Origin of the sequence: Sphingobium sp. BYY-5, from assembly GCF_022758885.1 — a bacterium.
Classification (GTDB): Bacteria; Pseudomonadota; Alphaproteobacteria; order Sphingomonadales; family Sphingomonadaceae; genus Sphingobium.
In genome coordinates, this window is record NZ_JALEBH010000001.1 from 34,370 (window position 1) to 60,013 (window position 25,644).

General features: G+C 63.1%; 28 protein-coding genes, 1 tRNA gene and 1 other RNA gene. 16 read left to right on the forward strand and 14 right to left on the reverse strand.

Annotated features, from left to right (window positions below; all coding sequences use genetic code 11):
• Positions 1-66 precede the first annotated feature (66 nt).
• The 6 genes from MOK15_RS00190 to modB all read right to left on the reverse strand — a co-directional run bounded on the left by MOK15_RS00190 (position 67) and on the right by modB (position 6,062).
• Positions 67-140, reverse strand: a tRNA-Gln gene (locus tag MOK15_RS00190).
• Between the two features lie 118 nt (positions 141-258).
• Positions 259-2,508: a glycosyltransferase gene (locus MOK15_RS00195; RefSeq protein WP_242929732.1), complete on the reverse strand. Its 2,250-nt coding sequence runs from the start codon at positions 2,506-2,508 to the stop codon at positions 259-261.
• 72 nt (positions 2,509-2,580) lie between these two features.
• Positions 2,581-3,651 (reverse strand): dTDP-glucose 4,6-dehydratase, encoded by a 1,071-nt coding sequence (gene rfbB, locus MOK15_RS00200; RefSeq protein WP_242929733.1) that lies wholly within the window; start codon positions 3,649-3,651, stop codon positions 2,581-2,583.
• 366 nt (positions 3,652-4,017) lie between these two features.
• Positions 4,018-4,701, reverse strand: coding sequence for a hypothetical protein (locus MOK15_RS00205; RefSeq protein WP_242929734.1), 684 nt, complete (start codon positions 4,699-4,701; stop codon positions 4,018-4,020).
• Between the two features lie 49 nt (positions 4,702-4,750).
• Entirely contained in the window at positions 4,751-5,368 is a 618-nt protein-coding gene (locus tag MOK15_RS00210) for an ATP-binding cassette domain-containing protein (protein WP_242929735.1), read from the reverse strand.
• Positions 5,358-6,062 (reverse strand): molybdate ABC transporter permease subunit, encoded by a 705-nt coding sequence (gene modB, locus MOK15_RS00215; protein ID WP_242929736.1) that lies wholly within the window; start codon positions 6,060-6,062, stop codon positions 5,358-5,360. The genes MOK15_RS00210 and modB overlap by 11 nt, the downstream gene beginning before the upstream one ends.
• A gap of 149 nt (positions 6,063-6,211) precedes the next feature.
• Here modB and MOK15_RS00220 point away from each other — a divergent pair, with 149 nt between their 5' ends.
• Positions 6,212-6,958, forward strand: a complete 747-nt coding sequence (locus MOK15_RS00220) for an HAD-IIB family hydrolase (protein ID WP_242929737.1) — start codon at positions 6,212-6,214, stop codon at positions 6,956-6,958.
• 3 nt (positions 6,959-6,961) lie between these two features.
• Here MOK15_RS00220 and modA read toward each other — a convergent pair whose 3' ends face one another.
• Positions 6,962-7,732, reverse strand: coding sequence for a molybdate ABC transporter substrate-binding protein (modA, locus tag MOK15_RS00225; RefSeq protein ID WP_242929738.1), 771 nt, complete (start codon positions 7,730-7,732; stop codon positions 6,962-6,964).
• Positions 7,733-7,847: 115 nt separating this feature from the next.
• On the opposite strand from modA, the gene MOK15_RS00230 reads away from it, so the two are divergent.
• Entirely contained in the window at positions 7,848-9,503 is a 1,656-nt protein-coding gene (locus MOK15_RS00230) for a molybdopterin-dependent oxidoreductase (protein WP_242929739.1), read from the forward strand.
• Here MOK15_RS00230 and MOK15_RS00235 read toward each other — a convergent pair.
• Positions 9,479-10,651 carry a glycosyltransferase gene (locus MOK15_RS00235; RefSeq protein ID WP_242929740.1) on the reverse strand — a complete coding sequence of 391 codons (1,173 nt, stop codon included), beginning with the start codon at positions 10,649-10,651 and terminating at the stop codon, positions 9,479-9,481. The genes MOK15_RS00230 and MOK15_RS00235 overlap by 25 nt on opposite strands.
• 58 nt (positions 10,652-10,709) lie before the next feature.
• On the reverse strand, positions 10,710-11,273 hold the full coding sequence (locus tag MOK15_RS00240) for a helix-turn-helix transcriptional regulator (RefSeq protein ID WP_242929741.1): 564 nt from the start codon (positions 11,271-11,273) through the stop codon (positions 10,710-10,712).
• A 96-nt stretch (positions 11,274-11,369) separates the two neighbouring features.
• Here MOK15_RS00240 and MOK15_RS00245 point away from each other — a divergent pair, with 96 nt between their 5' ends.
• Complete coding sequence (locus MOK15_RS00245; protein ID WP_242929742.1) at positions 11,370-11,825, forward strand: DUF6456 domain-containing protein; 456 nt, start codon at positions 11,370-11,372, stop codon at positions 11,823-11,825.
• Between the two features lie 9 nt (positions 11,826-11,834).
• On the opposite strand, the gene MOK15_RS00250 is transcribed toward MOK15_RS00245, so the two are convergent.
• The 4 genes from MOK15_RS00250 to MOK15_RS00265 form a co-directional block, all read right to left on the reverse strand.
• Positions 11,835-12,377: an NUDIX hydrolase gene (locus MOK15_RS00250; RefSeq protein WP_242929743.1), complete on the reverse strand. Its 543-nt coding sequence runs from the start codon at positions 12,375-12,377 to the stop codon at positions 11,835-11,837.
• Positions 12,374-13,051 (reverse strand): hypothetical protein, encoded by a 678-nt coding sequence (locus MOK15_RS00255; protein WP_242929744.1) that lies wholly within the window; start codon positions 13,049-13,051, stop codon positions 12,374-12,376. The genes MOK15_RS00250 and MOK15_RS00255 overlap by 4 nt, the downstream gene beginning before the upstream one ends.
• Positions 13,051-13,899 carry a TPM domain-containing protein gene (locus tag MOK15_RS00260; RefSeq protein WP_242929745.1) on the reverse strand — a complete coding sequence of 283 codons (849 nt, stop codon included), beginning with the start codon at positions 13,897-13,899 and terminating at the stop codon, positions 13,051-13,053. The genes MOK15_RS00255 and MOK15_RS00260 overlap by 1 nt, the downstream gene beginning before the upstream one ends.
• 160 nt (positions 13,900-14,059) lie before the next feature.
• Positions 14,060-14,662, reverse strand: a complete 603-nt coding sequence (locus MOK15_RS00265) for a LemA family protein (protein WP_242929746.1) — start codon at positions 14,660-14,662, stop codon at positions 14,060-14,062.
• Between the two features lie 103 nt (positions 14,663-14,765).
• Between MOK15_RS00265 and mscL the strand changes: the two genes are divergently transcribed.
• From mscL to MOK15_RS00330, 13 genes are all read left to right on the forward strand, one after another.
• The gene (gene mscL, locus MOK15_RS00270) at positions 14,766-15,191 is read left to right on the forward strand and encodes a large conductance mechanosensitive channel protein MscL (RefSeq protein WP_242929747.1); all 426 of its coding nucleotides are present in this window, start codon (positions 14,766-14,768) and stop codon (positions 15,189-15,191) included.
• 144 nt (positions 15,192-15,335) lie between these two features.
• Entirely contained in the window at positions 15,336-15,608 is a 273-nt protein-coding gene (locus MOK15_RS00275) for a hypothetical protein (RefSeq protein ID WP_242929748.1), read from the forward strand.
• 143 nt (positions 15,609-15,751) lie between these two features.
• Positions 15,752-18,109 carry a chemotaxis protein CheA gene (locus MOK15_RS00280; protein ID WP_242929749.1) on the forward strand — a complete coding sequence of 786 codons (2,358 nt, stop codon included), beginning with the start codon at positions 15,752-15,754 and terminating at the stop codon, positions 18,107-18,109.
• Between the two features lie 4 nt (positions 18,110-18,113).
• Positions 18,114-18,551 (forward strand): chemotaxis protein CheW, encoded by a 438-nt coding sequence (locus MOK15_RS00285; protein WP_242929750.1) that lies wholly within the window; start codon positions 18,114-18,116, stop codon positions 18,549-18,551.
• Between the two features lie 82 nt (positions 18,552-18,633).
• Positions 18,634-18,999, forward strand: a complete 366-nt coding sequence (locus MOK15_RS00290; protein ID WP_242929751.1) for a response regulator — start codon at positions 18,634-18,636, stop codon at positions 18,997-18,999.
• 69 nt (positions 19,000-19,068) lie between these two features.
• On the forward strand, positions 19,069-20,151 hold the full coding sequence (locus tag MOK15_RS00295) for a chemotaxis protein CheB (RefSeq protein ID WP_242932583.1): 1,083 nt from the start codon (positions 19,069-19,071) through the stop codon (positions 20,149-20,151).
• On the forward strand, positions 20,142-21,035 hold the full coding sequence (locus tag MOK15_RS00300) for a protein-glutamate O-methyltransferase CheR (protein ID WP_242929752.1): 894 nt from the start codon (positions 20,142-20,144) through the stop codon (positions 21,033-21,035). Before MOK15_RS00295 ends, MOK15_RS00300 begins: the two co-directional genes overlap by 10 nt.
• Positions 21,036-21,172: 137 nt before the next feature.
• Entirely contained in the window at positions 21,173-21,871 is a 699-nt protein-coding gene (locus tag MOK15_RS00305; RefSeq protein WP_242929753.1) for an N-acetylmuramoyl-L-alanine amidase, read from the forward strand.
• 42 nt (positions 21,872-21,913) lie between these two features.
• Positions 21,914-22,327: RNase P RNA component class A (gene rnpB / locus MOK15_RS00310), an RNA gene on the forward strand.
• Positions 22,328-22,390: 63 nt separating this feature from the next.
• The gene (locus MOK15_RS00315; RefSeq protein ID WP_242932584.1) at positions 22,391-22,939 is read left to right on the forward strand and encodes a J domain-containing protein; all 549 of its coding nucleotides are present in this window, start codon (positions 22,391-22,393) and stop codon (positions 22,937-22,939) included.
• Positions 22,935-23,249: a (2Fe-2S) ferredoxin domain-containing protein gene (locus MOK15_RS00320; protein WP_242932585.1), complete on the forward strand. Its 315-nt coding sequence runs from the start codon at positions 22,935-22,937 to the stop codon at positions 23,247-23,249. Before MOK15_RS00315 ends, MOK15_RS00320 begins: the two co-directional genes overlap by 5 nt.
• 36 nt (positions 23,250-23,285) lie before the next feature.
• Positions 23,286-23,600 (forward strand): hypothetical protein, encoded by a 315-nt coding sequence (locus MOK15_RS00325; RefSeq protein WP_242929754.1) that lies wholly within the window; start codon positions 23,286-23,288, stop codon positions 23,598-23,600.
• Positions 23,597-25,129 (forward strand): methyl-accepting chemotaxis protein, encoded by a 1,533-nt coding sequence (locus tag MOK15_RS00330; protein ID WP_242929755.1) that lies wholly within the window; start codon positions 23,597-23,599, stop codon positions 25,127-25,129. The genes MOK15_RS00325 and MOK15_RS00330 overlap by 4 nt, the downstream gene beginning before the upstream one ends.
• Here MOK15_RS00330 and MOK15_RS00335 read toward each other — a convergent pair.
• Positions 25,111-25,557: a hemerythrin domain-containing protein gene (locus MOK15_RS00335; protein WP_242929756.1), complete on the reverse strand. Its 447-nt coding sequence runs from the start codon at positions 25,555-25,557 to the stop codon at positions 25,111-25,113. The two genes, MOK15_RS00330 and MOK15_RS00335, sit on opposite strands and share 19 nt — an antisense overlap.
• Positions 25,558-25,644: the final 87 nt, after the last annotated feature.

Consider the following 25,644-nt stretch of genomic DNA (forward strand, 5'->3'; position numbering starts at 1 on the left):
GGGACTGAGGCCAGCGTCGGCATGACGTGACCGATTGCTTATAATTATCTGGAATATCTTGGGAAATGGATGCCCGACGAGGATTCGAACCTCGATTGACGGAGTCAGAGTCCGTAGTCTTACCATTAGACGATCGGGCATCAGAAACGGGGTGGCCCCGCTTGGGAGGCCGCAGATAAGCGGGGTTTGGAGGCCGGTCAAGCCCTTTGTGCGCCTTGCCGGTCGACTTTCGCAAGTTGATCGACAAGGTGCCGCGGATCAGTGGCGCGTCCGCAGCCATCCCCCAGTCTTGGTCTTCTTGCTCACTAATTCTGCGCCGATCACGGTGATTGACGCGCGGCGTTCCGCAAATTCGGGAGACTGGAGGATCGAGCGGAGCATATCCGATTTCGAAACGCCGCTGCTGAGCAACGCTACATGATGCGAGAGGCCTGCGGGGTCGGGGTTGCGCCCAAGCGCCTGCTTGTAGAAAGCTTCGACAAAGGCTTGATCGTCGAGCGCGAGGATAGCGGGTACGTCGACCGTCGCAGACGGCGTGAGGTTGACTGGCGGTGGTGGCGCGACGACTTCACTTGCAAGCTTACGCATAACGTCGCCATCTTCTATTCGATCCATAAGCCGGTCATACAAGTCGGACTTGGCGATCAGATCGGTCGCAAAATCGAACAGCCCTTTCGACCATTCATGCCAATCTATGCCATCCCGCTCGACGACCGTCGATCGCCCGAATTCGACTGCTTTACGGATCTGTCCAGGCAGGTCCTGATCATCAAAATAGAGGAACAGGCCTTCGATCGAATCAAATGACGAAAGAATCTCTCGTGTCGCGGGAATATCGCGAGCCACAATCGGTTTGCCCAGGGTGAGCGCGTGCAACAAGGACAGGCCAAACCCCTCATAATAGGAGGGCAGGACGATCACGCTGCTTGTGGCAAAAAGCTCGTTCATTTCCGAGTCAGGCACCACGCCTGCCTGCAATTCGCGAATATTACGGAGTTCTCCACCATTGCCAGCGCCCATGACGATGACAGAGAGGCTGGGAATATGCTCGGCAATGATGCGTCCCGTGATTCCCGCTGCCTTGTGTGCGAAGTGATTGCCCATCACCAGAACATGCTCACGTCCCGTTGGCAGACCGGCGTAGCGGCCCTTGTAGGCAGCCAGCCTGGTTGGCAGGAGGCGAGTATAGTCGTCCGCCCGATATTTGCGCGAGAATCGGCTGACAAAAATATCGTGTGAGAATCGGCTGTTGAAAAACAGCCCGTTGGCATTGCGCGCAATATGGGACCAGAGTGTATAGACATTCTTGCCGCCATCCAAATTATTGCCGTGCAGATGGCCGCAATCCAAGGCTATGACATCCAGCATTCCGTAAATATTGATGGGGGCCAGATGTTCCATGACATTGACCTCATGCAGGTCGAAAGGCTGGCAGAGCAAGATCGAGATGGCATAGACGGGTGCGATCTCGGTGCGCAGTTTGATATTCTTCAACTTGCTCAGTCCATGAAATTCCGCTGCCGTGCGATCACAGATCACGTAAATTTCGAAATCGCCATGGGGCAGTTCATCCAAAGCATGCAGAATGTTCACATTCTGCTCATTGGTGCCATTGTGATGGCTGCCCATAGTGAGCAAGTTCAGCGCGATCTTGAGCTTGCCGTCGGCGGTCGGCACCAGATTCTTGATCTGGGTCATGGCCCGATATTCGGGTGAACGCTCAAATTCCTGCACCAGCGGCAGGAATTGGGGATGGCGTGCCGTCATTTTCTGAAGGTTGCTCTGCTGCTGTCCCTTCAAGTCCATTTCATGCAGCATGAAGGATGCGGAGCCGGCATGATAGGCGAAGGCATGGTTTGCGAGGGCGGCACGATAGCCCACTTTGCCGGCGCGCATCACCAAGTCATTTTCTTCCTCGTAGCCGATCCCGAATTCTTCATCCAGATAACCGAAATTGGCGATCACCTGCGGGGATATGAGCATGTAGAAGCCTACTGCCGTGGGCGCCAACGTATGGCGCGGTAGATGGCGATACACTGATTCCCATGCGATATGGCAAATCTCCGGCGTGGTCGCGATGCCGGAGAGATTGTGGGGGGACTGAGGGAAGGTGGCAATCGACGCATTGTTCGACCGTGGACAGACGAAGCCGATCTGTGGATCGGATTGCAGCACCGCCACCATTTCCGACAATGTATTCTGGTAGGTGATCGTGTCACTGTTCACCAGGATTGCGCCCGCACCATGTTTTTTGGCGATCGCTAGCCCCTTGTTGACGCTCTTTACGAAGCCGACATTTTCCGGATTGCGAATATAGATGTCGACAAGGCCTGCTGCCTGACACTCGGTCAGGTAGCGCCCGACTGCCTCGTCATCGGGCGAATCGTTGATGACAATGATCGTTGGACTATGGACACGAATTTCATCCAGATGCGCCGTCAGTGATTCCAGGCAGGCCCGAACCAGATCGACATTGCGATAAACGGGAATGATGAGGTCGAGTTTCATCGAAAGTCCTTGCTAACTGACAGTCTGCCCGGTGAAGGGTTCAATCCTGAGTGACGGGAAGGCGATCGCCCGTCAGGCGACCAGCGCAGCCCGCCCGGTCAGCGGACGCCACCAATCCTGATTGTCGAGGAACCAGCTCAGCGTATCGGCGAAGCCCTGCGGGAAATCGCGCGATGGTGCATAGCCCAATTCGGAACGAATCTTGGTCTCGTCGATCGCGTAGCGGCGATCATGACCCTTGCGATCCTGCACATAGGTCATGAGCTCGCCCGAAGGACGGCCCTTTGCGGCAGGCGCGTTCGGGAACATCGTGGCAAGGGCCGGTTTGCGGGCGAAAGCCTCATCCACACCATGACAGATTTCCTTGATGACCTCGATATTCGGCAGTTCCTGGCCGCCACCGACATTGTAGGTCTCACCAACCCGTCCCTTGCGCAGGATGAGTTCGATGCCGATGCAATGATCCTCGACATGCAGCCAGTCGCGGATGTTCATCCCGTCGCCGTAAATAGGCAGATTCTTGCCCGACAGTGCGTTGAGCGTGAAGAGCGGAATCAGTTTTTCGGGAAACTGGTAAGGGCCATAATTGTTCGAGCAGTTGCTCGTGGTCGTTTCCAGCCCATAGGTGTGATGATAGGCGCGTACCAGATGGTCCGATCCGGCCTTGGACGCGGAATAAGGCGAATTGGGCGCGTAGGGCGTGGTTTCGCTGAAGGCCGGATCATCCAGTTCCAGCGTGCCATAGACCTCGTCGGTGGAAACATGATGGAAGCGATGCGGTCGGCCAGTCCCCTTGTCGAGCCAGGCGGTCTTTGCTGCCTTCAGTAGGCTGTGCGTGCCGATCACATTGGTGGTGACGAAGGCGTCAGGCCCGGTGATCGAGCGGTCGACATGGCTTTCCGCGGCGAAATGGACAATGGTGTCGATGTCATGATCCGCTATCAGCCGTGAAATCAGTGAAGTGTCACAAATATCCCCTTCCACCAAGCTTATGTCATCTACCTCGGCAATATTGGCGGGATTGCCGGCATAGGTCAGGGCGTCTAGAACGACGATAGCATCGTTGGGCGACGTCTTGCGCCAATGACGAACGAAGTTTGCGCCAATAAAGCCCGCACCTCCCGTAACGATAAGATTGGCCATGTGTTTGTACTTTGCTCCTTCGCTGATCCACATTCAAATGCGGCGCGTTAAGTTGAAAATTGTGCAAACCCATCGGGAATTGTGATTCCCTCATCCGTTAAGATCAAGAAGTAGCCACAAATTGGCGTGCTTCGCAATCAAGATAAGATTTTCTGCATGACTTTGTGGATTCGGTAGGAACAGTTTCCGGATTCCGCCTCAACGGATATCATAGGGAGGCATGGTTAGGGGAGCGGAGCCGTGCTGAGGAAATGGAATGTTCGGGTTCGTCGATCCCCCATTTTACATCCTCCGATGGAATGGCAGATTGCCAACTCTATCGTATGATTATGACATCTCGGCCATCCAATCCGCGCGTCAGGGGCATCAACTTACGTCCAGCGAAACCAGGCCGACGCCCAATATGCGCCCATCCGGGGCCAACCCTATGGAGGCGGGAGAATGGGTCGTTTCTGGGCGCAGTTGAAGCAGAATATCACCACCGTCAACGCAGGATGGCGGTAGGCGCAACTGTACGAGCTGAGGCAATGGTCCGACACGGAAACTGCCCAGGAAATAGCCGTTGGCGCTGATGTCGACGTTAACCTTATTCCCGCCAAGGGGGATTAAAGCCAACAAAGTCAGGTGCACGGTGACATAGCCGCCGTGATGCTCTTCCAATGCGAAGCGGAGAGTCTGGACTGTGTCTCGGCCCCAGATGCCCCAAGGCTCCATGTCATACCAGCCGCTGGCCAGATAATCCTGCGCGTCCCGATAGTCGAACGGGCGCTCGGTGCCGAAATGGACCGGATAATTGCGTGGAAGAAAGGGGAAACCTGCCGGCGACCAAAGCGAAGCCGTTTCGGGACGAGAGGTGTTCGTCTGGCGGCGTGCAAGCGCTTCGTTGAGGAGCAACTCTACCAGATGCTGCACGCCATCGATGCGACTGATGCTGTGGAGTATCATTCCTTCCAAAGTGCCCAGACGTTGCTCGATCGTGGCGGTTGAGGCAGTTTGCACCTCGTCCGGTGGCGTTTGCGCATCATTATCTTGCTGTTCCATCGGTTTCATTGTTGGCGGCCAATCGCTTTCCTGTCGACCTATTTCATAGTGTGCCGGTTCAATTCTCCGGCATCTCGACGATCAGGTCGGCCAGTCTTTCGGCTTCCCGCAGATCGTGGGTGACGTAGAGGATGGGTAGGCCGATCTCGTCGCGCAGCCGTTCGATCAGTGGCAATATCTCCTCGCGTCGCGCCCGGTCCAGGCCGGTGAGCGGTTCGTCCATCAGCAGGAAGCGAGGGGCCGACAGGAGCGCTCGGCCGATCGCGACTCGTTGCGCCTCGCCGCCAGACAGGCTTGCTGGCATCCGGTGGAGCAGATGGCCGATGCCGAGAAAGGCAAGTACTTCGTCCTGCGAAAGGCGGCCTCCGGAACGGCGGCCATAGCGTAGATTGGCGTCGACCCGCATATGGGGGAAGAGTCGCAGATCCTGGAACAGATAGCCGGCGTGGCGCGCCGCGACCGGCAAGTCGATGCCGATGGCGCTGTCGAACAGCCGCTCGCCACCCACCGCGATATGCCCCTCGTCCGGTATCAGCAGGCCCGCGACCATGTTGAGGATGCTGGTCTTGCCCACGCCCGACGGGCCGGTCAGCGCGATCAGCCGGGCGTCGGCGCGGCAGGTGAAGGCGATGTCGCGATCACCCAGGCGGCGGCGGACGGCGATGTCAAAGGACATGGGTTACATGCCCCCGCGTGACCCGGCGGGCGAGTAGTTCGGACAGGAGCAATGCGCCGAGCGAAAGCAGGACCGAGATGATCGCGAAGCGGCTGACCGTGGTTTCGGCGCCCGGCACCTGCAGTGCAGCATAGATGGCGATCGGCAGGGTGCGGGTTTCGCCGGGAATGTCGGAGACGAATGTGATGGTCGCGCCGAACTCGCCGATCGAGCGGGCAAAGCCCAGCATCGCGCCCGCCAATATGCCGGGCAGCGAGAGCGGCAGTGAAATGGACAGGAAGCTGCGCAGGCGGGAAGCGCCCAGCGTCTGCGCGGCCTGCTCCAACCGCCGGTCGACGGCTTCGATCGACAGGCGCATCGCCCGCACCATCAGCGGCATGGCCATGATCGCAGCGGCGAGCGCCGCGCCGGTCCAGCGGAACAGCAAAGTAACGCCGAACCATTGATCGAGCCAGCGACCGATGGGGCCGTTGATGCCGAACAGGATCAGCAGCAGCCAGCCGGTCACGACCGGCGGCACCACCAGCGGCAGGTGGACCAGCGCGTCGAGCAGCAGCTTGCCGGGGAAGCGCCAGCGCGCCAGCACCCAGGCGAGCGCGAAGGCGATCGGCAGCATGGCTGCCACCGCGACCAGGCTGACCTTGAGCGAGAGGACGATGACGGCCCAATCGTCCGGCGTCAGGGAGACATTCATGTCCCGATGGGTGGGCGATATGGGTCCGCTCGTCAAGAAAGTGCGGCCATGCTCGGCAAGGTTGCGGATAGGGTGGGCGATGGTGTAGCGCGCAGCCGCATGGCGCGCGCCGCCATTCGCTTTACCCTTTCCTCTGACTGGATAGCCGTATGAAAGACTTGATCGCGTTCGACCTTGATGGGACCCTGGCCGAGAGCAAGCAGCCCCTGGGCGAGGCGATGGGTGAGGCGTTGGCCGACCTGCTGGAGGTTGCGCATGTGGCGGTGATTTCCGGCGGCGACTGGCCGCAATTCGACAAGCAGGTGGCGAGCCGTCTGCCGGTGCGCGCGGATGTGACCCGGCTGTGGCTGATGCCGACCACGGGCACGAAGCTGTACACATATGGGGATGGCGGCTGGAATCCGGTCTATGCCGAATTGTTCGATGCGGGGCAGAAGGGCGCGATCCTGGAGGCGTTCGATGCGGCGCTGGAAGCGACCGGCTTTGTGCCCGAACAAGTCTGGGGCGAACGGATTGAGGATCGCGGCAGCCAGATCACCTTTTCCGCGCTCGGCCAGCAGGCGCCGATCCATGCCAAGGAGGGATGGGACCCCGATTTCGCCAAGCGCAAGATCATCCAGGCAGACCTGCGTCGGCGCTTGCCCGGCCTCTCGATCAACATGGGCGGGGCGACATCGATCGACATCACTCGTGAGGGCGTGGACAAGGCCTATGGCCTCAAGAAGCTGCGCGACGCCAGCGGCATTGCGCTCGATGCGATGATGTTTATCGGCGACGCCATCTTCCCCGGTGGCAACGACTATCCGGCCAAGGAACTGGGGCTGGACACGGTGCGGGTGCGCGACCCGCAGGAAACGCTGGCGGTGATCGCGGCCATCGTTGCCTGCCAGAAATGAGGGTCAGGGCGCGCTGAAGCCATAGCGCGTCAGGATCGCGCGTCCCGCCGAAGACAGCAGGAAACGCCGAAAGGCTTCCGTATCCTTGTGCCGGCTGGCGGTCAATCGAGCGACGGGATAGCGGATCGGCGCATGACTGCCGACGGGAAAAGCGCCGATGACGGCAACGCTTTTGTTGGCGCGCGCATCAGTCGCATAGACGATGCCGAGCGGTGCGGCGCCACGCTCGACCAGGGCAAGGGCGGCGCGGACATTGTCAGTGCGGGCCACCTTGCTTTCGACCGACGGCCAGACGCCGAGCGCGGTGAGCGCCGCCTTGCCATATTTGCCGGCGGGGACGCTGTCGGGATCGGCCATGGCGAGGCGCCCGTCGCCCAGCGCGCGGGCGATCGGCATGGCGCGCCCGATCCGCAAGGAAACGGGCTTGCTGGCCGGACGGATCAGCACCAGCCGGTTGCCCGCCAGATTGACCCGCGTGCCGCGCGCCACCAGGCCTGCGCGCTCGACATCGTCCATCCATTCTTCGTCGGCGGACAGGAATAGGTCGGCAGGCGCGCCGGCCTTGATCTGCCGGGCGAGGGCGGAGGAACCGGCGAAGGAGAGGACCGGGCGGGGATGGCCGTGCGCTGCCCAGGCGTCCGCCGCCGCGTTCATCGCCTCCTGCATACTTGCTGCCGCCAACAGCAGCGGTCCGCGATCGCCGGGGGTGGCGTGTGCCATCGAGGAACCGAGCAGGGCGAACAGCGCCAGGGCGCGAAACAGCAGCGTCATCATGCCGCCTCTGTGCGCCGGTCGCGCCGACCAGGCAAGCGGCGCGCGCTTTTGTCCATGGCTTCAATCGGCTAGAGTCGGCGACAATGATCGATCGCATCCGGAATCCGCGCTAACCATGGCGATCGTGAGGAGCCAGTGCGGCCAGTGCGCCGTCGGTTGCGGCATCCGTGTATTGACGGGCGAGGACCGGCAGTTGCGGATCGAGGGCGACGCGACCCATCCGGCCAATGGCGGGTTGCTGTGCGCGCGGGCGCGCGTGCTGGAAGACAGCGTGGACCTTGACGGGCGGTTGCTCGATCCGCTGGTGCATGGGCGGCGGCAAAGCTGGGACAGGGTCATTGCGCAACTGGCGCGGCGTCTTTCCGCCATCCTTGCGCGTCATGGCCCCGGCAGCATCGCGCTGCATGTCGGCGGCGGTTTGCTGACCGAAGATTATTATGTCGCCAACAAGCTGATGAAGGGGTTTTTCGGATCGGCCCACATCCATGCGCCTTGGCGCGGCGGCCTCGCGGAGTTGCAGCGCGCCGCTTATGGCGAGGATGTGATGCCGGCCGCTTGCGAGGATATCGGCAGGGCCGGCGTCATCCTGCTGTTGGGCGCGACGATTTCGCGCGACTATCCGGTGCTGATCGACCGGGTTCAGGCGGCGCGGGCGGATGGCGCGCGGCTGATCCATGTCGCGCCGGCGGGGGAGGGGGATGCTCTGGAAGCCGATCTGCATCTGCCCGTGGCGCAGGACAGCATCGCGCGGTTGATCGGCGGCCTGCTGCTCCATTGTTACGACACCGGCTTGGTCGATCCGGACTGGTTGACGCATGGTGTCGCGGTGCCGCCCGGTTATTGGGATGCGCTGCGCCGGGGGCATGACATCTGGTCGGTCGCCCGTGGCTGCGGATTGCCGCCGGCATCGATTCGCGCCTTCTACGAGCTATGGGCCGCTGATGGTCGAGCGCTGACCCTGTCCAGTGCGGCGGATGATGGAGCATCGTCTGCGATCCTGAACCTGCATCTCGCCACCGGGCGGATCGGGCGGCCGGGCGCGGCGCCCTTCCTGATCGGCGGCGGCGCCAATGGCATGGGCGCGCGTGAGGTGGGGTGCAAGGCTGACAGCCTGGCCGCTCATATGGGTTTCGATGCCGATGCATTGGCCCGCACCGCCCGCTTCTGGGGCGCGCGCAACATGGTGCAGGAGACGGGGGGGCTGGAAGGCGAAGCGCTGCTGGAGGCGATGCGCGACGGTCGGGTCAAGGCGCTGTGGAGCATTGGTGCGGATGCCGGCGCAGCGCCATGGCTAACAGAGGCACGCGCATTGGTGCCCTTGTCGATCCGCGCGACCGATCGGGCTGAACCGGATGCGACCGGCTGGACTTTCCAACTGCCTTCGGCCGCCTGGATCGAGAAGGACGGGACACTGACCGGCATGGATCGGCTGATCAGTCGCCAGCGCCGCCTGCTCGATCTGCCCGGCGCGGCGCGGCCGGACTGGTGGATGCTGACCAAGGTAGCGCAGGCGATGGGATGGAACGACGCCTTCCACTATGAATGGGCCGCCGACATTTATCGCGAGCATGTGCGCCTGACCGCCTATCAGAATGACGGTATGCGGCTGCTCAACCTCAAGCGCCATGCGCCGATTTCCAACCCCGCCTATGAGGAGCTGACGCCCTGGCGCTGGGGCGAGCTGCCGTTCGACGAAGGGTGTTTCCCGACGCCTGACGGTCGCGCCCGGTTGCTGCCGGTCGGCGATCAACCGGACGCTGCAATGTCCTGAAGATGGGCGAGCAGTGTGTCGCCATTCGCTTGCCAGGTGAAGCGCAGCGCTGCTTCGCGCACTGCGGCCTGTGCGGGTGGATTGTCCAGGATCGCCCTGATGGCAGCGGCTATCGTATCGGGATCGCGCGCCACGATCCGGCCCGCATCGGGCCGGTCGAGCAACTCACGCGCGCCGCCCACGTCGCTGATGACGATCGGCGTGCCGCAAGCGAGCGATTCGACCCAGGCATTGGCCAGCCCTTCCGATTCGGACGGCAGCGCCATGACGTCGGCGGCGGCAAAGATACGCGGCAGCTTGTGATGCGGCACTGACCCCAGAAAGCCGATCCGCCGTTCGACGCCCAGGTCGAGCGCCAACGCCTCCAGCGCGCGGCGATATTGGCCCTGCCCCGCCAGCAGCAGGGTGACGTCGGGCAACTGTGGCAGGGCGCGCACCAACAAGTCCTGCCCCTTACGCGGAATGAGCGCGCCGACGCTGAGCACCACCGGCCCATTGAAATCCAGTGCGGCCTTGGCTGCCGTGCGATCGGTGACGTCGAAGCTGTCCAGATCGACGCCGGTATAATGGACCTGGATCTTGTCGGCATCGATGCCCATGCGCACCATCGACCGACGCATCGCGTCCGATACGGCGAGCAATCCGGCCGCGCCATCGGCGGCCCGCCGCACCATCTTGCGCGTGCCGCTTTGCGTGCCCCAATAATGGATGTCGGCCCCGCGTGCCTTGACCGAATAGGGGATGCCCAGCGCCTTCGACAATCGTTGCGCCACCGGGCCGTCCGGGAAGAAGAAGCTGGCGTCGATCACGTCGAACGGCTTTTCTGCATGGAGCCGCCTTATCAGCGGCAGAATCGCACGGGCCATGGCGCCGACATTGGTGCGGCCGCCGAACTTGGGAATGATCGGAAAGGTGGGGCGGTAAACCGTCAGTTCGCGCCAGCGTTCCTTGCGCGCCAGCGCGCGCAGCGGCGCATAGCGGCCGGCGAGCGAGAGCGGCCAGGGTGGGAGGCCGATCGGCGCGATCACGGTGACTTCGGCTTCGGGGCGGCTCGCCAGTTCCAGCGCCTGCCGTTCCACGAACACGCCGAAATTGGGCCGGCTGATGTCGGGGAAGAGGGTCGACAACATGAGGACGTTGAGTGTCATGGTCCCTCTCTGGATGCACAGCTTTTGACGCATGGTTAAGCGCAGAGCGGCGGAATGGCTAGAGTCGTCGGACGAGTTGCTCTGCAACGGCGGCCCAGGGCGGGTCGGTCAGCACCAGTTGGCGCGTGCCGGAGCCGAGCGGCAGCAGTTGCAGGCGGTCGCCTTCGCGGCCGATCAGGCGGCCGAACAGGAAGCGGCCGGCGGGGCGGGGCAGCAGCACGTCGCGGTTGAGCGCGTTGCCATATTCCTCCGGTGCGATGCGGCGGCACCAGATGGCGTCGCCCGCGCGATAGTCGCCGATGCTGGCGCCCACATGCACGCCGACCATGCCGTCCGAGGCGATGGAGGGCGGGAAGGTGAGGGCGCGGGTCGGTGCGCGTGCGCCATCGGGGCCGAGCAGCGCGGCGACGGTGATCTCGCTTTGTCCAGGCAGCGCCACCAGTTCGGCGCTGGTAACGCCCAGCGCCTGGGCGATGCGGTTCAGCCATTTGACCGACACGGTGCGGGTTCCGGTTTCCAGCCGCCCGATCGTCTGGGCAGTGGTGGGCGGATCGCACAAGGCGCCGACCTGCTCCAGGGTCAGCCCCTTCGTCTTGCGGACCTCACGGATGCGGGTAATCATGCGGGCCTCTTGAATAACCTATTTGGTTTTCTCTTTCCTACAAATTATCCGGCGTGGCAAGCATCATCATCCTGATTCTTTGTGATGGAGGCGCGGATGACGAACCATGTCGAACAGCTTGTCGAGGGGCCGGACGGCCGACAGCAGAAGGTGATGGTGCATCTGGGCGAATCGCCGCTGGCCTGGCTGCGGGCACGCGGGCATTTGAGCGAACGTCATTATGTTGCCGGCGACCTGCTGCGCGCAGATTGGGAAAAGGCCGGGCTTAGTGCGCGGGTGACGATGCGCTGGGATGCGGCCCCGCGCGAGGGCGGGCGGCATGGGACGTGGGGACGGGCCGATCCGACCCTGACGCAACTGTCCGCGCGCGAACGGTTCGACGGGGCGGTCAGCGCAGCGGGACCGGGGTTGGCGGATATCCTTTGGCGCGTCGCCTGCGCAGGCGAGGGGCTGGTCGCGGCCGAAAAGGCGCTGGGCTGGCCGAGCCGTGCGGGGAAACTGGTGCTGACCCTGGCGCTGGAGCGGGTGGCGGGCTGGTATCGGGTGCCTTGATGTCGTGTGTCAGGCAACCATGCCCGCGCCGAGCAGCAGGAGCAGCTTCACGTCCATCGCATAGCCTTCTGCGCGCCAGGCGGCGATCTGGTCGGGGAGGGTGTCGAGCGATACGCGATGGACATGGATGTCCTCTCCGTCGACGCCGCCGCCCTCGCCGGTCTTCTTCAGATCATAAGCGCGGAACAGGGTGAAGCTTTCCGACACCATGCCGGGGGAACTGTAGAATTGACCGAGCGATTCGAGGCGGGCCGGGCGATAGCCGGTCTCCTCCTCCAGCTCGCGTGCAGCGGCGAGGCTGGCTTCCTCGCCTTCCTCCTCGTCACCGACCAGACCAGCGGGCAGCTCGATGCATCGGCGGCCCAGTGGCACGCGATACTGGTCGACCAGCAGGATGTGGCGACCATCTTCTGCTTCGTCGATGGCCAGAATGACGGCGGCGTGGATACCGCGCGCTCGACCGACATATTCCCATCTGCCGCGTTTCTTGGCAGTGATGAAACGACCCGCCCACATTATTTCTTCGGGGACGGTCCGGTCGGGGTCGGTCATAATTCGATCAGCCTGTCGGGAAGTTCGTTGATGTCGTCGTCGGCGCGCGGGAAATGCGCGGCGAGCACCACGCCCACCTGGCGCACCGCTTCGGCGAGGCCTTCGCCCGCGCGGTCGGCGCGGATCGCATGGATCAGCGCAGCCATCGCCTCACCCCAGGCTTCGGGGGCGACTTTCTCGTTAATCGCGCGGTCGGCGACGATTTCGGCGCGATGTTCGTCGAGCGAGAGATAGATGAGCACGCCGGTACGCCCGCGCGTGCGGGCTTCGGCAGCGGTGCGGAAGAGGAGGATGGCGCGCCGTCGTACCCGTCGCGCCTTGGTTGCGCGCGGGGTCATCAGCATCCGCAGCGTCATGATCGCCAGCAGATAGCGCACGACCAGATATTTGAGGATGAGGATGCCGAGCAACCCCATCAGCAGTTTCCAGTCGGCCAGTTCATGCTCCCAGTCGAGCAGCAGCATGGAAAGGAAGCCGCGCAGGTGGGCGGGGAAGGCGGCCATCAGCGACAGGGCGATGAATACCGCCGCCACCGCCCAGCTCAGGCCCACATCATGATAGCTGTCGGATCGTCGTGCGACGATGGTGACGATCTCGCCGGAGGTGTGCGCTTCCGCTGCCGTCACGGCGGCGGAGACGAGGTCATGGTCGGCGGTCGTGAGATGAAGCTGCATCACCAATCCCCCGATGCGCCGCCGCCGCCGAAGCCGCCACCGCCTGAAAATCCACCGCCGCCGCTGTCGCCGCCACCCCAGCCTCCGCCGCCACCCCAGCCTCCGCCGCCACCCCAGCCTCCGCCGCCACCTGATCCCCAGCCGGAGCCGCCCGTTCCCGGCCCCCAGATGATGACGGGTGGAATGCCACCGCCACGCATGTAGCGCTTGCCGCCGCGTGCCCGTGACAGCAACGGCAGGACGACGAAGAAGACGATGAACAAAATGGCCCAGAAGCCTATGATCGAGCCGCCGCCATCGTCCTGCTTGCGCGCATTCGCTTCTGCGGTTGCGGCACGCTGCCTCGCCTGGTCAGGGGGCAGGGCGAGCAGGGTTGTGATCTCGTCCACACCGGCATTGACGCCGCCCGCCATGTCGCCGGCCTTGAAGCGCGGAGTAATGGCGGTGCGGATGATCTGGGAAGAAAGGGCGTCGGTCAGGATACCTTCCAGGCCATAGCCGACCTCGATGCGCACTTTCCGGTCGTTAGGCGCAATGATCAGCAGCGCGCCATTATTGTCCTTGTCGCCGATCCCCCAGGCGCGGCCGAGGCGATAGCCATAGTCGGATATGTCATAGCCCTGCAGGTCGGGGATGGTCGCCACGACCAGCGACCGGCCGCTCGCCTGCTTCTGCGCGATCAGTTTCTGGCTGAGCGCCTGTTCCTGCGCCGGATCGAGGATGCTCGCGGCATCGACCACGCCCTTGTCGTCGAACTTGGGGAAATTCTGTGCCCATGCTGCCGGCATGACGACCAGCAGCATGAGGAGCAGGAGTATGTGTGATATCCGCCGTAATGGACCGGCCATGTTCGCTCAGCCTTTCGACCGTTCGCGCTGTTCAGGCGCGGCGCTTGCCCCACCTGAATGTCGAAGGCCTGCACATTTCTTCAAGAACAAGAAAGAGCAGGGCTTCGACAGGCTCAGCCCGAACGGCGTTGTGGGAGGCAGATGTCCTGTGCGCACTGCCTCAATTGCCGAAATCGACCTTCGGCGCTTCCTCCGCGCCCGGCGTGGTCGCCTGGAACGGGGTCATGGGCTTGGCGCCATGGATCAGCTTCGCGCCGATCGCGTCGGGGAAGGTGCGGATGCGGGTGTTATAAGCCTGCACCGAGCCATTATAGTCGCGGATGGCGACAGCGATGCGGTTTTCCGTGCCTTCCAACTGCGACTGGAGTTGCAGGAAATTCTCGTTGGTCTTCAGGTCCGGATAGGCCTCAACCGAAGCGAGCAGGCGACCCAGGCCCTGGCTGAGCTGTGCCTGGGCAGCCTGGAACTGCGCGACCTTGGCGGGGTCGGACAAATCCTCGGCATTGATCTGAATCGATGTCGCCTTGGCGCGGGCTTCCGTGACCCTGACCAGCGTGTCCTGTTCCTGCTTGCCCGCAGCCTTCACCGTGGCGACGAGATTGCCGACCAGATTGGCCCGGCGCTGATACTGCGCCTGGACGTCAGCCCATTTGGCCTTCGCATCCTCCTCGGCGGTCGGCACGCTGTTGATGCCGCAAGCGGAGAGGGCAAGGGCGCCGAAGATCGGCAGCAGAAAAGTGGAGAAGCGGCGCAGGAGCGTCATGGAACATCCTCGGCTTTTGTTTCGACGATGGAAATAGGGCGTTGCCCCGTTCGACGCAACGGGCCATTCTGATATTATCGCAGTCAGTATAAGGGGTTTGTACATGGGCCTGATTTCTGAGTTCAAAACCTTCATCAACCGCGGCAACGTCATGGACCTGGCCGTCGGTGTCATCATCGGTGGCGCTTTCGCCACCATCACCAAATCGCTGACCGACGATCTGATTATGCCGGTGGTCGGCTATCTCTTCGGTGGAGCGGACTTTTCCGGCTATTTCCTCCGGCTTGGCGAAATCCCCGCCGGGTTCAAGGGCAATCCTGCCAGCTACACCGACCTCAAGGCGGCGGGCGTCGCCATGTTCGGCTGGGGCGAGTTCCTGACCGTGTTGGTGAACTTCCTGATCCTGGCGTTCATCATCTTCCTGCTTATCAAGGCAGTGAACAAGCTGATGCCCAAGGAAGATACCGCCGAAGCCACGCCAGAGGATGTCCTGCTGCTGCGCGAAATCCGGGATTCGCTCAAAAAATAATCGTTTATGCGACGAAACGAGGCTGCGGCGGGAACCATCCCTGTCGCGACCAGTTGATCGGCGTCAGGATTCGGCCGGCGTGACGCCGGCCGAATCCCGTACCGAATTGACGTCAGCCCGTGGGGCGCAACAGGAGAATACGCCGTGAAAACCTTCGTCACAGTTCTTGGTCTTGCCAGCATGATCGCACTCGCTGCGTGCGATTCCAAGCAGGAGAACAAGGTCGAGAATGTATACGAAAACCAGGCGGACGCCCTCGACAACCAGGCCGACAATATGGAGTCGGCGGCCGACAATCTGACCGGCAACGCGGAAAATGCAGCCGAAAATGCGGTTGGCACGCTGGAGAACAAGGCGGATGCTGTCCGCGAGGCAGGCGAGAAGGCGGGCGACGCCGTCGAAAAGAAGGCAAAATAAGAGCGAGCGGCTCAATTATCCGAGCCGTGTCAGGGGCGCTGCGATCCGATCGCGGCGCCCTTTTTGCGTCCCGCCGCCTTTAACGGCCCTTTAACCACGTCCCGCCATGATATGGCCGCGCGCCTCTGTGGGACCCAATGGGAATGGACGAACTACTACAGGAATTCATATCCGAGACCCAGGAAACGCTGGAGGCGCTGGCCGGGGAGGTTGTTGCGTGGGAGGCCGATCCTTCCGACCGTGACCGGTTGGATGCTATTTTTCGCTTCTTCCATACGGTGAAGGGAAGCTGTGGTTTCCTGAACCTGCCCCGGTTCGAGCGGCTGAGCCATGCTGCTGAGGATGTGCTGTCCGATATCCGCGCGGGCAATCGGCAGGCCGACCCCGCTACAGTCAACGCGGTGCTGGGCCTGATGGATCGGATCGGCGAATTGACCGAAGCCGTCGCCACGGGCGCCGCGCTCCCGAACGAGAATGACGATTATTTGATCGCGGCCCTTAGTACGCCGTCCGATGCCATGCCGGCCGAAGCGGGGGCGGGTTCCGTCGCCGTCGCGCGGCAGGGCAGCCAGGCAAGCCCGCGCACCATCCGCCTGCCTCTCAGTCTGATCGACCAGCTTATGAACGGCGTGTCGGACATGGTGCTGGCGCGCAACGAACTGTCGCGCAAATTGCGCGAGCGGTCTGCCGATCCCGAACTGGACACGGTGTTCGAGCGGTTGTCGGCCTGTGTGGCGGACATGCGCGACGTGATTTCCAAGACGCGAATGCAACGCGTCGATCGGCTGTTCGCCGCCATCCCGCGCATGGTGCGCGATCTGGGCCGCGAACTGGGCAAGCGCATCGATCTGACCCTGGAGGGTGGCGATGTCGAGATGGACCGCGAGATGGTGGAGATGGTCGTCGACCCGCTCACCCATATCGTGCGCAACAGCATCGATCATGGCATAGAGGCGCCGGACAGGCGCAGAGCCATGGGCAAGCCGGAAGCCGGCAAGCTGCGGTTGGAAGCGCGTCAGTCGGGCAACCAGATCGTCATCGCGATTGCCGACGACGGGGCGGGCATCGACACCGCGCGGCTGGTCGAAAAGGCGGTTGCGGCGGGACGGCTGACCCTCGATGCGGCTGCGCGCATGAACGAGCAGGAGAGGTTGGACCTCATCTTCCAACCGGGCCTTTCCACCGCGAGCCAGGTTACCGCCATTTCCGGCCGTGGTGTCGGCATGGACGTGGTGCGCGCCAATGTGGAACGGATTGGCGGTGTCATCACGCTGGATAACCAGGCGGGGCAGGGGCTGAGCATCACGCTGCGTGTGCCTCTGACGCTGACAATCATTCCCGGCCTCATCGTCCGCGCGGGCGGGCAGCATTTCGCGATCCCGCGCGCGGCGGTGGTGGAAATCCTCCATGACAACAATGCTATGCTGCAGATCAGCGAAGTCGGGGGTGCACAGATTGCCACCATTCGTGGCGTTCGCCATTCCATGATCGTGCTGGAGGATGTGCTGGGGATGGAGAAGGTGACGCAGGCTGGGCCGCGCGCGATCATGGTCGTGCGCTCTGCCACTGGCGTACCCTTTGCGCTGGGGGTGGCGGCGGTCGACAATCATGAGGAGCTGGTGATCCGTCCCGCTTCGCCGTTGGTGATGGCGACGGGCGTCTATGCCGGCATGACCCTGCCGGACAATGGCAGGCCGATGTTGCTGCTGGATGCAGCGGGATTGGCCAATGCCGCGCACCTGCCCAATATCATCGACGATCGGGACGCGCAGCAGCAGGATCAGGTCGATGCGCAGGCCGGGGTCGAAATGGTCGCCGCGCTGCGTTTCGAGGAATTGTCCGGCGAGCGGCGTCTGTTGAAATTGTCGCTGATCGAACGGGTCGAGGATATCGATGCGCGGTTGTTTGGCCGATCGGGCGGGCACGCTTTCGTTCGGCTCGACGGACGGCTGGTCCCGGTGGCCAATGGCCAGTGGAGTGTCGACCGGGACAAGGTTCCGGCATTGCGCCTGCGGGACGGTCAGCGCGAGGCCTGTTATCCGGTCGCCGCCGTGCTGGACATTGTCGAGATGCCGCTGGTGCCCGACATGGTGGTGGCGCAAGGGTTACTGAGCGGTGTGTCGGTGATCGAGGGCGATCATCTGGAAGTGCTCAATCCCTTTGCCTTGTTTGCGGCCCTGCCGGAAGAAACGATGGCCGAACGTCCGCGCGGGCGATGCCTGCTCGCGGATAGCGAGGATGGCTGGACGCGCGAGATACTCGCGCCCCTGCTGCGTCAGGCGGGGCATGATGTGATGCTGGGCTTGCCGGCCGACGCAACGGTCGATCCGCGAGATGTGGTGCTATGCAGCCGATCCGATGTCGTGGAGGCGGCGGAGATACTGGGCTGCCGCGTGGTGCAGCTACGCATCTCGCCGCGCGCGGCCGGGCCGCAGGATGACAGCATCTACCGTTATGACCAGGATGCGCTGATGGCAGCGATCGCCGGTGGACGGGGATAAAGCCATGGACAAACTCTATCTTCTGGCGATGTTGGCGGGCACGCGCGTCGCGGTCGAGGCCGGGGAGGTCGAGGCGGTGGTGAAGCTGACCGATATCTCGCCGGTGCCGGGGATGGGCGCGCATGTCGCCGGGCTGTCCGCGCTGCGTAGCCGCGTGCTGACGATCATTGATGTTGCCGCGATCGTGCACGGCCGGGCGACGGCATACCAGCAGCCCGGATTGGCCATCATCGCAGACATCAGCGGTCACAGCTATGGGCTGATGGTCGAGAATGTGTCCGACATCTGCCATGTGCCAAAGGGGGAGCTGCCGCTGCGCGGGCAGTTGGATGCCGCTTGGGCGCCCTATGCCCGCGCCATTATCGAACATGACGGGCAGTTCTGGCTGCTCGTCTCATTGGCCGGCTTCATCGAGGGCTGCATGGCGGCCCAGGCGGCCTGAATTCTTTCCCCGTGTTTACCAAATGCTTGGTTTTGACGGGTAAGCTCGTGCGTAAGGGCCGCACAATATAAAGGGACGTTTCATGAAGAATTGCCTGGTCGTCGACGATTCGAAGGTCATCCGAAAGGTGGCTCGTCATATTCTCGAATCGCTCGATCTGACGGTCAGCGAGGCGGTGGACGGGCAGGACGCCCTGACCCAGTGCGAAGCGTCCCCGCCCGATGTCGTGTTGCTCGACTGGAACATGCCGGTGATGAGCGGGATGGAATTTCTCCAGGCGCTGTCGAGCGCGCGGATGGAAGCGCGACCCAAGGTCATCTTCTGCACCACGGAAAATGGCATCAGCCACATCAAGGCAGCGGTTGAGGCTGGCGCCGACGAATATGTGATGAAGCCGTTCGACCGGGAAACGCTGGAAAGCAAGCTGACCATCGTCGGCGTCATCTGACCGCTTCGCCAGAGCCTGATCCGGGGCATTTCGTTTCTTTCTTTCATCGTTCGTGCAGAAGGCGACATGATGACTGCCATCGTGCCGATCATGACCAGTCACACCAGAGAACTCAAACCGGTTCGCACGCTGGTTGTTGATGACTCGGTCGTTGTGCGTACGGTCATCGAGCGCATTTTGAACGCAGACCTGCGCTATAAGGTGACGCACAAGACTGGCAGCGCCGAACATGCGCTGGGTTATCTGGCCGACAATGCGGTCGATCTGGTTCTCCTCGACATCGAACTGCCGGGACAGAGCGGGCTTGCCGCCCTGCCGGCCATTTTGCAGGCTGGCGCGGGGCTGAAGGTCGCGATCCTGTCGGGTAAATGCGAGGAGGGCAGCGCCGCGGCGGTCGAGGCGCTGGCGCTTGGCGCAAGCGACATCGTGTCGAAGCCGGGCAGTGGCAGCTTTGGCGAGCATTTTTCCCTGGCGCTGATCGAGCGGCTCAATCGATTGTTCGATGGCGGACCGGCAGAGCCGGTTCAGCCCCGCCCGATCACGCCACCCATCGTTCAATCGGCGGTGCAACCGCTAGCCTGCTTGGGCATCGGGGCGTCGACTGGCGGCATTCATGCTTTGGGCCAGCTTTTCCACGGACTTGCTGCGCCATTGGGCGTACCCATTCTGCTGACTCAGCATTTGCCGCTCAGTTTCACCGTTTATTTCGCGCAGCAACTTTCGCGCATGACCAGTTTGCGCGTGAAGGTGGCCGAGACCGGAGATTTGCTGGCGCCCGACACGGTCTATGTCGCGCCGGGCGACGCCAATCTACGACTGCGCAAGAGCTTGCATGGACGTGTGACGGTCCAGCTCGATCCCGCGCGCACGCCGGCCGGGAACCTGCCGGGCGTCGACCCGATGTTCGCCAGCATGGCGGATGTCTATGGCGCCGGCGCGGCTGGGATCGTGCTGACCGGCATGGGGCGCGACGGCATGGCGGGCGCGCGCGAGATTGTGGCAGCGGGCGGCTGGATCGTCGCGCAGAATGAAGCAAGTAGCGTGGTGTGGGGTATGCCCGGTTCTGTCGCCGGAGCCGGTCTGACCTGCGCGCTCATGGAGCCGGCAGCGATGATGGCCTTCGTCGCCCGGCGTGGAAAGGTATGCGTTTGATGACCTCTTCTCCTCCAATACCGACCGGTCGGCTGAATCAGGGCGCGGCGCGTCTTCTTTCCGGCCTGCTAGAGGCGCGGACGGGCCAGACCCTGTCCGAAGGGCGCGCCTGGCGCATGGAAACCGCATTGCGGCCGGTGCTGCGCGATCATGATTTGGTCGACATGGATAGTCTTGCCGCGACGTTGCTGCGCAACAGCGACGCGCCGCTGGAGGCGGCGGTGATCGACGCATTGCTTAACAATGAGAGCAGCTTCTTCCGCGACCTCCAGATCTTTGACATGATCGCCCGCCAGATCCTGCCGCATGTCCATACCGACCGGCAGGATCGCACGCTGCGCATCTGGAGCGCGGGTTGCTCGACCGGACAGGAGGCCTATTCGCTTGCCATCCAGTTGCGCAATGACTGGTCGCGTTGGAATGGCTGGCGCATCGAGATACTGGCGACCGATGTGTCGGGTGCCGCGATCGATCAGGCGCGTGCCGGCATTTTCTCCCAGATGGACGTGCAGCGGGGGCTGGCGATTGGCGATCTGATCAAATGGTTCGAACCCCATGGGGACGATTGGCGAGCCAGTCCTGAATTGCGGCGGATGATCGATTTTCGTCAGGATAATCTGTTCGATCCGGCCGTGCCAACGGGTGAATATGACCTGCTGCTCTGTCGCAATGTGCTGCTCTATTTCACGCCGGAGCGGCGACAGGTCGTACTCAGCCTGCTGGCGCGGCGCAGTCATGCGAAGTCGGTTCTGTTGCTGGGTGCCGGGGAAACGGTGATCGGTCAGGGCGGCGATTTCATCGCCCATCCTGAGTTTCGCGGCGGCTATGCGCGGCAGGGGTTGCTGCCAATTCCTACAGCAGGCCCGACGCGCCGCGCCGGCTGACCATCCGGGCGCCCCGGTCCTTAACCATGCTTGATTGCCGCGCCGGTCTCGGCCATGGTCGGTCACGGCCGCCGACTGTGAACAGGCGGACCGGAAGGGCGCAATGATCGAGTAGCTGTGGTGACTGGCCTTTCCCGATGAGCGACATTCCCATGATCGATACGCCGTCGCCCAATTTCGACGAGCGTAAATCGCCGGTCACGATGCTGGTGCTGCACTATACGGGGATGCCCGACGCAGCGAGCGCGATCGACTGGCTCGCCAATCCGGAATCGAAGGTGTCGGCCCATTATGTCGTGACCGAGGAAGGGCAGATCGTTCGCATGGTCGATGAAGCCAAGCGGGCCTGGCACGCCGGCCGATCACACTGGCGCGGCACCGACGACGTCAATTCGGCGAGCATCGGCATAGAGATCGTCAATCCGGGCCATGAATGGGGGTATCGCCCCTTTCCCGAAGCGCAGATGGGCGCGCTGGTCCCTTTGATCCATGACATCGTTCAGCGCCATGGCATCACCCGTGGCAACATCGTCGGTCACAGCGATGTGGCGCCTGCGCGCAAGCTGGACCCCGGCGAACTCTTCCCCTGGGGGCAACTCGCACGACTGCGTCTGGCGCTGCCGCGGCCGACCAGGAATCTGATGGACCCGCTCTGGACCGACAGCGCCTTCCTGCTGGCGCTGGAGCGCTTTGGCTATGACATTGCCGAGGCGGATGCGGCGGTGGTTGCCTTCCAGCGCCGTTTCCGTCCGGAACTGATCGACGGGGTGATCGACGGCGAATGTCGCGCCATCCTGCTCGCGCTGCTGCTGCCAAAGCCCCAGGGTGATGAATAAGCGGGATGACGGCGCGCGCGAATCGGGCTAAGGCGCTCGACGCCAGAGGGCCGGGCGGCCGCGGCGTGGCGGGTAACTTCCACGGCGAGGAAAGTCCGGGCTTCACGAAATGACGGTGCCGGCTAACGGCCGGCTGGAGCGATCCAAGGGACAGTGCAACAGAAAGCAGGTCGCCCAGTCTTTACGACTAAGCCTTCGGGCGGGCGAAATTGAAAGGGTGCGGTAAGAGCGCACCGCGCCCCCGGCAACGGGCGGCGGCACGGTAAACCCCACCGGAAGCAAGACCGAATAGGGGCGGCGCGCAGTCGCAAGGCTGCTAGGCAGATTTCGGCCGAGACCGCCCGGGTTGGTTGCTGGAGGAACGGAGCAATCCGTTCCCTAGAGGAATGGTCGCCTATCTCCTGAGCCTCTGCGCTTGGGAGTGGACAGAACCCGGCTTACAGGCCCTCTGGCATAATCCTGATACTTTGCTGCAGTGCGGGGGTGGCGTTTCGGCGCCTGAATCCCTACTCTGAGATGATGGCAAGACAGAGCCGATCCAATGACTGGGGATTTCCCCGTTGGCGCAGCTATGGCGCGACGCGTGAGGCGCAGCAGGTGCGTCTGTGCGATCGTCATGGCTGCGATAAGCCCGGCGATTGCCCGGCACCCAAATCCCCCAACAGCCCTGACCGCTGGTATTTCTGTGCGGATCATGCGGGCGAGTATAACAGGAACTGGGATTATTTTCAGGGCCTGGACCGTGAGGAACGGGAGCAGCGCGAACATGCCGAGCGGCGCGATGCGAGCGGCTTTCAGTCGAGCGCCTATCATGGCTGGGGCGGCCCCGGCGATGGCAGCCGTTCGCGCGATGAAATCCATGCGCTCAAGGCGCTGGAGCTGGAGGATGACGCCAGTTTCGACGCGGTGAAGAAGAGCTGGCGACGGCTGGCCAAGGAATATCATCCCGACGTCAAGCCCGGCGATGCCGATGCCGCCGTGCGGTTCCAGACCATTCAAGCCGCCTATGAAGTGCTGCGCACGGCTGAGGAACGCCGCACCTGGAAACCGACGGGCGTGGCCGATTAAGGACCATGTCCGCTCCAATTGGCGGAACGCCGTGCTGGTCTGCCGCAAATGCTCGAAGAAGCTGGACGGCGGTTTCGGTCCGCGCGGCGACGAACGACTGGCCAAGATGTTGCGCAAGCACCTGTCTCTGAAAAAGGGGCGTAGGGCGGACGCCGGCATTATCGAGGTCAATTGCCTGGGCGTCTGTCCCAAGGGCGCAGTCACGGTGGTGAACGGCGCGGACAGTCGGGAATGGCTGTTGGTGCGGCCGGATGCCGACCTGGATGAGCTGGCGGCGATGCTGGGACTGGCGATCGCCGGTCATCATTAATCCTATTCTTACCTTCTTGCCCCAAAGGCGGGCGGGATGAGATTGCTTACCCCCCTGCGAGGGCGTTGGACCCTGTTTGCGCAATGCGGGCTGATCCTGTCTGGCCTGACGGCGCTCTATGCCGTGCCACCGGCCAGCGGTCGAATGCTGCTCGTTCCGATGACGCAGCAAGGTCGGACGGTGCTGGCTTCGCTCGCTGTCACGCACGGCGCGCGCTTGGTTTCAGCCGGGCCATGGGCCGGATCGTTGCTGGTCGAAGGGCGGCGTGACCGGCTTGCCGTACCGCTGCTTCGTGCGGGGGTAATCGCGGTTTCGACGCGCGCGGGCGGCTGTGGCGAGGAAAGCCGATGAGTGCGCTCAATAGCCTTAGCCGCCTGCGCCTGCACGGGCTTCGCATCCTCGTGCTGGCAAGCTGGCTGTGGGCCGCCATATTGGGCCTGATGGCGCTTGCGCTAGGCCTGGATCATGGCGGTCGGGTGCTGTTCCTGTCCGCGCTGGTCAATGCGCTGCCAACGATCATGGTGCTGCGCCAGCGGAGTGACCTCGACGTGCGGCTTGCGGTCGGCACGCTCGCAGCGGTGCAGCCGGCGCTTGGCCTGTTTCTGATGTCCGGGCATCGCTGGCAGATGGACGGCCATATGTTCTTCTTCGTCGCGCTTGCAGGATTGGCGCTGCTCTATGACTGGCGACCGATCCTGCTGGCGGCGGGCCTGGTGGCGTTGCATCATCTGATGTTCAGCTTCCTTGCGCCTATTTGGGTCTTTCCCGGCGGGGGAGATGTGCAGCGTGTAGCGATCCATGCCGTGGCCGTGATCCTGGAGGCGGCGGTGCTCTGCTATCTGACGACGCGTTTGCGGGCCTTGCTACTGGCGCTTGATGGCCATGCGACCGGGGCCGCACAACTGGCCCAGGCGGCCGAGGCTGGACGCACTGCCGCCGAGGCGGCCATGATATCGAGCCGGGCAGCAAGCGAGCGCGAGGCGGGGCTGCGTGCCGAGCGCGAGCAGGAAAGGGCGCGCCTTGCTGCCGATCGTCGCGCTGGAACATTGCTGCTGGCGCAGGCTTTCCGCCAGTCGATCGCCGATGTGGTTCATTCCGTCAGCGCCGCGACCGGTGAACTGGAGGAATCGGCGCGATCGCTGAACGATGTGGCGCGCCGGGCGAGCGCCGGTACGGACGAAACGGTCGCGGCGGCCGAGCAATCATCCAGCCGCGCGGCGCAACTGGCGCGCCGGATCGAACAATTATCCGAATCGATCACAGCCATTGCGACCGCCGCGACCCAGCAGGCCACGCTGGGCGGCGAAGCGCAGCGTGTGTCGGGCGCGGGACGGCAAGCGATGCACGATATGGAAAATCGGACAGCATCGATCACCGGTTTCGCCGATTCCATCACGGAAATTGCTGCGCGCACCAACTTGCTGGCGCTCAACGCAACGATCGAAGCCGCGCGTGCCGGGGATGTGGGGCGTGGTTTTGCGGTCGTAGCCCAGGAGGTGAAGCAACTGGCGGGTCAGGCCGCCAGCGCGACCGGTGAAATCCAGTCGCTCGCCTCGTCCGCGCAACAGGGTGCAGGAATCGCGCAGGGTGCGCTGTCTGACGTGGCGGGAGCGGTCGAGCAGCTTGCGGATGCTGCGCATGAAATCCAGCGGGCTGTAGGCGATCAGCGCGACGCCACCGCCGCGATCGGGCAGTCAGCAAGGGATACGGCGCGCGATGCGACGCTGATGGCCGATCGCATGGAGCAAGTAGCCGACATGGCGCGTAGTACGGAAAGTCTGTCCGATCGCGTTTCCATCGCTGCTTCGGGGCTGTCGCGGACGGCGCAGGCCTTGCAGCGCGCGACCGATCAGTTCGTTGCTCAGCTTGAGGCGGCCTGAGAGGGAGCAGCCGGCGGGGTGCGATCACCCACGGCTTGGGCCAGCGGGTAGAGTATGCGGTTCTCGCAATCGATCCGCGCGCTCAAGGCATCAAGGATCGACCGCGTTTCCACGCAAAAGCCGGGCCATTCATGGGCGATCCGATCATCGCTCCAGCTCGCCATATAGACAGCGAAGCGATCCGACAGCGCGCCGATTTCCTTCTGCAATGCCATGGTTCGTTCGCGCACGACGGGATTCGTGGATCGCATCAGGGCCGGGTAGAAGATCCGATCTTCCAGTGCGAGATGCGTCATCAACTGCCGCGCCAGTTGCCAGCGTAGTTTCGCTACGCCCTGGGGGTGTCGATCGTCGGATATGGCCTGCGTCAGCAGCTGTGCTGTCAGGCCGATCTCTTCATGCTGCCGTCGCAGATCGCTCAAGTCCATGTCTGGCGCCTTCCGTCGCTACGGAAGGGGGATCATGTTCACGGGAGCCTTAATAAAATCTTGCGCTGCCTCCATAATGGAGGAGCG